Raw genomic sequence first — 6,711 nt, forward strand, 5'->3', positions numbered from 1 at the left:
CACTTGGCGTCGCAAATTGCTTTCATGAATGACAATCAGCCGCCCCCCGACAAGTTGATATCCGAGCCACCGCCAGATTGGCAGGGCGTGTTTTTTGCCACCGCTGCCCTCGTCTCGTCCTTATGCGCCCTGCTGCTGGCATTTTGGATGTCTGTTTGATCGCTGTCGGAGGGGCCACTGTCCTATCAAGAGCCAAAAAGGTTTGGCATCAAAGTTGCATTGACAAGTTGGGGCGGATGAAGCCCGCCGCTTCGCAAATGGGGCGGCGGGCTTTCATAAGCTAACCCTCAGAAACGAGCCTTGGCCGGCAATTTACTTGGCGAAGGTCACGCATGTCGACCTGCTGACGCCGCCGGGATGCCTGGGTAAGCGCAATCTGTGGCGCTACCGACGTCTTTCCGCCGTGTGGTGATCTTCTGGTCGGCCGTCCCGTCTGCTTCAGGCTCTTTGCCGGCAAGCATACCAAACTCACCGTTGGATTTTTTCCGCCATCAGGTCCCCTCTGCGAGCAATGGCAACTCTTCGATCGGTCTGGGGTTCCTGGACAATCTGGGATCGGTGTCACTCCGCCCAGCTCGTGACGGCGGGAATGGCGCCCCGAAAATATCCGACATTTATCAAGGCCCGGAACAAAGATGGCGCCGGGAGATTGGAGTTCATCGTCCTCCTCAACAAGGAACCTAAGCATGAGAACCAAACTACGCATGGCATCGCTGTCGATCGCGACCGCAATGACCGCTGTACTGCCTGCCTTGTCAGCAGAGACGGCCCAGGACTTCGTCACGAAGGCCGCGATCGGCGGGATGTTCGAAGTGCAGTCCAGCAAGGTCGCTCAAAGCAAGCTCCAGGATCCGACCCTTAAGGATTTCGCGCAGAAGATGATCTCCGACCACGGTGCTGCGAACGCCAAACTCGAGAGTATTGCCGGCGAACAGAAATTGCAGGTGCCCGCCGACCTCGACGCTGCCCACAAGAACGACGTCGACAAGTTGCAGTCAGCTGCGGCGCCAGTCGATGCAACCTATGCCGACATGCAGAAGACGGCGCATGCCGATGCTGTAAGCATGTTTGAAAGCTACGCCAAGGAAGGCGACAATTCCGCTCTCAAGTCGTTTGCAAGCGAGACGTTGCCGACACTCAAGATGCATCAGGAGATGATTGGCAAGGTCGCGGCTGCCGCTCCTGCCCCCGACAGTTCCGCGCCAGCCGCGTCCGATGCGGACGCCACAAATTCTGTGGCACCGGTGCCTGGCGCCAACAGCTTCACCGAGGACCAGGCCAAGAACGCCATCGAGAAGGCGGGCTACTCGGACGTCTCCGCCCTGACGAAGGATGACAAGGGCATCTGGCGTGGAACGGCGAGCAAGGACGGCAAAGCAGCACCCATCGCCCTCGACTTTCAAGGCAACGTCGTTGCCGGCAAGAATTGATCACCAACCAAGGACAAATCAGATGAAAACCGTAACAGGCCTCTTCGACAATTATGATCAAGCAAGCGACGCTGTGGGCGAGCTTGAAGCCACGGGCGTTCCGCACGACGATATTAGCATCGTGGCGGGTAATTCGGGCGGCCGGCTTACGGGCGAAGCGTCGGAGGCTGGCGAGGATGCGGCAGCAGGGGCTGGTGTCGGCGCCGTAGTCGGCGGGGCCGGCGGCCTGCTCACCGGCCTTGGCCTGATGGCCATACCTGGTCTCGGCCCCGTGGTTGCCGCGGGCTGGCTGGCGGCGACTGCGGTCGGCGCTGTCGGCGGTGCCGTGGTCGGTGGCGCAGCTGGCGGCATCATCGGCGCGATGACAGAGTCCGGTGTGCCGGAAAGCGACGCACATGTTTATGCCGAAGGCGTTCGGCGCGGGGGAACAATGGTTATAGCCAGGGTCGAAGACGACCTTGTCCCCGACGCGGAACAGATACTGAAGCAATATAATTCCGTCGACATAGCCCATCGGCGAACCGAATACGAAGCAGGCGGTTGGACCGGCTTCGATCCAACGGAAGTCTACACAGGTGATGACCTGGAAAGCGCCAGAGGTCGTCGCAACGTGTGAGATGAAATGACTGGGCGGCTAACAGCCGCCCTCGTCCTTCCTGCGCGATGTGCAACGCTGGTATCTCAGGTAGCACCAAGGTCGAATGGTCGTCGCGACGACTTGCAGTTCACCAGGGCCCTGCCGCTGAGCAACACACGACTTGTGATGCTGATCGCAGCCCGAAAGGGCCTCGTATTCTCGAAGAAAGAGTTATCGGCCTGTCGTCATCACGAAGGTGAACCGGCTTTTCCTAGGTGAGAAACGACGTCAATACTCCGCCAAGCCCCTGACAATCTCGCTGCGGTGTATAGTCCATGGCCTAAGGTTTGTTTGCTGGCTTTCCCTTTGCCCCGATAGAGCGGCCGGAACACAGTTTCTGTTGCCGCGGGCGGGACGAGAGGGGAACTGCTGGCGACACTGACCGCAGGTTGGCCAGCCCGCGTCAGGCTTGCGCGGCGACCTCATTCACGAATGTGGTGTCGTGTGGGATTTCCAAGAAGACATCCGAATATCGGATGTCAGTTCATTGGCCAGACGATCATAAGCATCGGCACAGCAACAATGACTACGAGGAAAGACAGGGGCAGTCCCAGACGCGGATAGTCGCTGAAGCGGTAGCCACCCGGCCCCATGACAAGCGTGTTGCACTGGTGTCCGATCGGGGTGAGAAAATCACAGCCGGCGCCAATGGCGACAGCCATCAAGAACGGTTCGGGCCTGTAGCCCAGATCACTAGCAAATTCGGCGGCGATAGGCGCCATGACAAGGACGGTGGCGGCATTGTTGAGGAATGGCGTAACGGCCATGGCGGCGACAAGGATGAGCGTCAGTGCGCCGGACGCCGGAAGGAGGGTCCCCAGTCTGGCAAGCTCGCCGGCAACTACTCCCGTAGCTCCTGTACTGCGTAGTGAATCGCTCACTGGAATGAGAACGGCGAGCATGACGAGGATAGGCCCATCGAGCGATTGGTAAACATCGCGGAGCGGAATGACCTTGAAAAGCACAATCGCGACCGCGGCCGCGAAAAAAGCGACGGAGACTGGCAGCAGCCCAAACGCCGTCGCCACCATGGCGAGAGCAAGGACCACTACCGGCACGATACCCTTGCGGACGCTGCCAAGAAGGATAGCCCTTTCTGCCAGCGGTAAGCAGCCGAGTTCACGAAGTATCTCGGGCATCCTCGCTGCACTGCCCCGCAAGACGACAACGTCCCCGAGCCTCAGCTCGACTGCGGCCAGCCTGCGGTCGAGGCGCTCCCCACGACGGCTGACGGCCAGGAGGTTGACATTGAAGCGATCGTAAAGGGCAAGGCGCTGGGCGGTCCAGCCGATCAAAGAGGAGCTTTCACCGATTACGGCTTCGATAGCGACCATTTCGTTGGTGGTGTCGTCACCACCGCCCCTATCCCCGGTCACGCTGAGCCTGCCCTGGGAGACAAGGCGATCCAGCGCTTCTGGGTCGCCCTCGAGCAACAGGATGTCATCCACCTTGAGGACCACGTCGGGCAGTGGCGTCATCCGCATCGTGCGATTGCGCAGGATCGACGTCACGATTGCATCGCCCCCGGCGAGCTTCATGAGGTCTGCGACGGTTTTCCCGAGCACCGTGGAGTCGGCGACAATTCGAGCCTCTGTAAGGTAGTTCTTGATGTCGAGGGCTTCATTCAGCGACCCGCCAAGCTTTTCGCGCACCGGCAACAACCAATAGAAAAACAGCAGGAAGATCGTTCCGGCAGCGGCTATGGCAGCTCCAACAGGTGTGAAGTCGAACATTGTGAAGGCGGTTCCGATCAGCTCCTCTCGCACTCGGGACACTACGATGTTGGGTGATGTTCCCACCTGCGTCATTAGTCCGCCGAGCAGTGACCCGAATGCCATGGGCATCAGGAATATCGAGGGTGAAATGTTAGACCGGCGCGCGAACTGGAAGGCGATCGGAATCATGATAGCGAGCGCCCCGATATTCTTTACAAAGGCAGAGAGGATCGTGACCACGATCACCAGCAGCGCCAGTTGCGACCGAACTCCCGATAATTTCGGAGCAAAGCGCTTGATCGCGGCCTCCATGATTCCCGAGCGTGCTATCCCTGCGCTCACCAGCAGAGCACTGCCGACAATAACCACGATATCGTCGCTGAACCCGCTGAAGGCTTCGTCAAAAGGCACAATGCCAACCGCGACAGCAAGCAACAGTGCCACAGCCGCGACCAGATCATATCGATAGCGACCCCACACGAACGCTGCCATCATCACGAAGGTTACGGCAAATGACAAAATTTGCGGCGTAGTCATGTCTTCGAATGCCCCGGCCCGCCAGTGCGACTAATGAGAACGGCCAAACCGCCCCTTTTGTTGCTTCGCTCATTGCTGGGCCAAAGCGGTCCGGCGGCGTTTGGCCAGGAGCGGATCGGCAGCGTTTAGAAACGGATCTTACGAAGCGGTCTTCGGACTTTGACAGACATCGATGTGCCCCGACCAATCCGACGCTTCAGCCCCAAACCAGGAAGGCCCGAGCCGGGATCAAAAAGCATGCGCTTGCCTCATGTCGAGTCCACCTGGAAAATCGCCCGGACACCACGGATCGGGCGGCGTGCGGAGATCCTTTTCTCACCTGAAGTGCCACAGCAACGCCCCCGATTGCAGGGAGGGTGCCTCTGGTGCCTGACCCGTGGGCGAGCAGTTTTCTTGGCTACATTCGATTCTCAGGAAGCTTGAATCACGCGGCCTCTCTTTTGTTTTCGTAGCTGACAGGAGCCCCCTCGAAAGCCAGATCACTCCCGCGAGCCCAGTTCTTCTCAGCATCGATCAGCTCATTCTCCCCAGTCAAGCCGTTCAGAAACAGCCTGAGTACGTGCGCAGCTGTCCGTTCTCCGGCCCGCGAAGCAACAGGTACGCCGCGCTGTTCGCAGACCGTCGCACAAACACGGGCAAGCATCACAATATCGCTCGGTTCCAAAAATCGACCTGGATACAACATACCGTCCTCTGTTGGAAAGCCTCGTGAGCCTTTGATTACGCGAGGTCACCGGCAGCAACAATCAACTATGATAGTCTGCACCTCGACTGGGTCAGTAAATTTGAGCGGCCCTTCAGACGATCAGCATTGCGCCCCTCCGGATCGGAAGGACGGGGCTATCAGGTGGGTTTTCCCGGCAGGTCGATCCGATTCGAATCGCGTGGGCTTGGGAAATGCGCACGGTCGCAGGTCTAATGGCAAGTTGGCCGGTGAAATGCCATGTCGGCATTTCGGGCACCTCGAATTGAAGCCTGATTTGCAGGAGCTGGAATCGCTTGATGGCGAAGACTGCGCAAATCAGATCGAGGCGCGCGCCATCGCCCGGTGAAAGGGACCTCGACGAGTTGCCGCGTAAACGTTTGGAGGCCTGACCGTCGCTCATCCCCTCTGCCAAAGCAGGGAACAAGATCCTGTTTGCAATGTTGGGCGAAATGCCAATTTCTTCCCCCGGACATGAATTCGACGTGGCTATTGTCGGCGGCGGCCCCGCAGGACTTGCGGCAGGCATGTATCTGGCCAGATTCCTGCATTCGGTGATCGTGGTCGACGCTGGCGACGCACGAGCCAAGCTCATTCCAAAATCGCATAACTGTCCTGGCTTCCCGGACGGCGTAGGCGGGTCAGAGTTGCTCGGCCGTCTCAAAGCCCAGGCACAGAGATACGGTGCAGGCGTAGTGGACGGTCGTGTAGCGGGCGCCAAGAAGCGCGACGGGACCTTTGTGCTGACGACCACCTTCGGGACCATCCGAGCAAGGCGCGTGGTTCTTGCAACCGGGATCGTGGACAAGGCGCCGGCAGTAGAAGGGCTGGAGGAGGCCGTCGCGGCCGGCACTGTCCGACTGTGTCCGGTCTGCGACGCCTATGAGGCCGTGGGCAAGCGCATCGGCGTCGTCGGCCCAGAGCATCTGGCGCTCAAGGAAGCCCTGTTTTTGAAGGAGTACAGCGGTCAGGTTACCTTGCTCGCCAACTATCCGGAGGATATTTCGGATGCCGCCCGCGGCATGGCCTCGGCAGGCGGCATCGAAATCTGGGACACCGTCGAGGATCTTGTTGCTCGGGCAACCGGGTTCGGCGTTGTCATGGCCGACGGTGCGCCAATGCGGGAATTGGATGTGGTGTACCCCGCAATGGGGTCTGATGTGCGCTCTGAACTCGCCGCCGCACTCGGTGCAGAGTGTGACGCGCAAGGATATGTTCTGGTCAGCCGACACCTCGAAACGTCGACTGCGGGTCTCTATGCCATTGGGGACGTGGCTGAGGGCCTCAATCAAATTGCCGTTGCGTTTGGCCATGCCGCCACCGCAGCAACACATATCCACAATGCACTTCAGTCTAGACCGGAAAGCTGACCGGCCACCCTAGCACAGGGCGCGCGCCATAACGCTCCAGGTCAGTGCGCTTCGAAGGACGCTTCAGATCCGCTCACCGGTGGCCGGCCTCGGGCGCGAAACGTTCAAATCAATTTTGTCCGGCAGGTCTGGCCAGGCATTTTTGATAGCGGTGGTTGTCATTCGATGGACAGGCGGGATGATGACCATCCGGACGTGTCGTTCAGGCCAGAGCGGGTTCCCGAAAATCAGAAAAACGACTGCTACCAGGACACTGACCAACCCCGCTGCAAACACGTTCGCGATGATCTCACCAGGCTGCATACACTCTCCATGAATG

The 6,711-nt window shown here is 59.3% G+C and carries 6 protein-coding genes; 3 read left to right on the forward strand and 3 right to left on the reverse strand.

The window, feature by feature from the left end; genetic code table 11:
- Positions 1-686: 686 nt before the first annotated feature.
- Both EN932_RS25130 and EN932_RS25135 read left to right on the forward strand, forming a co-directional pair.
- The gene (locus EN932_RS25130) at positions 687-1,430 is read left to right on the forward strand and encodes a DUF4142 domain-containing protein (protein WP_063174013.1); all 744 of its coding nucleotides are present in this window, start codon (positions 687-689) and stop codon (positions 1,428-1,430) included.
- Positions 1,431-1,452: 22 nt separating this feature from the next.
- Entirely contained in the window at positions 1,453-2,046 is a 594-nt protein-coding gene (locus EN932_RS25135) for a hypothetical protein (RefSeq protein WP_128338431.1), read from the forward strand.
- 500 nt (positions 2,047-2,546) lie between these two features.
- On the opposite strand, the gene EN932_RS25140 is transcribed toward EN932_RS25135, so the two are convergent.
- Together EN932_RS25140 and EN932_RS25150 are read right to left on the reverse strand one after the other, a co-directional pair.
- Entirely contained in the window at positions 2,547-4,319 is a 1,773-nt protein-coding gene (locus EN932_RS25140; protein WP_128369142.1) for an SLC13 family permease, read from the reverse strand.
- Between the two features lie 797 nt (positions 4,320-5,116).
- Positions 5,117-5,425, reverse strand: a complete 309-nt coding sequence (locus EN932_RS25150; RefSeq protein ID WP_128338369.1) for a hypothetical protein — start codon at positions 5,423-5,425, stop codon at positions 5,117-5,119.
- Positions 5,426-5,462: 37 nt separating this feature from the next.
- Between EN932_RS25150 and EN932_RS25155 the strand changes: the two genes are divergently transcribed.
- Entirely contained in the window at positions 5,463-6,392 is a 930-nt protein-coding gene (locus EN932_RS25155) for an NAD(P)/FAD-dependent oxidoreductase (protein ID WP_245483322.1), read from the forward strand.
- A 63-nt stretch (positions 6,393-6,455) separates the two neighbouring features.
- Here EN932_RS25155 and EN932_RS38450 read toward each other — a convergent pair.
- Positions 6,456-6,711: hypothetical protein (locus EN932_RS38450; RefSeq protein WP_245483323.1), on the reverse strand; the 256-nt coding region annotated here is incomplete at its 5' end.

Origin of the sequence: Mesorhizobium sp. M7A.F.Ca.US.002.01.1.1 (genome assembly GCF_004022955.1) — a bacterium.
Taxonomy (GTDB): domain Bacteria; phylum Pseudomonadota; class Alphaproteobacteria; order Rhizobiales; family Rhizobiaceae; genus Mesorhizobium; species Mesorhizobium ciceri.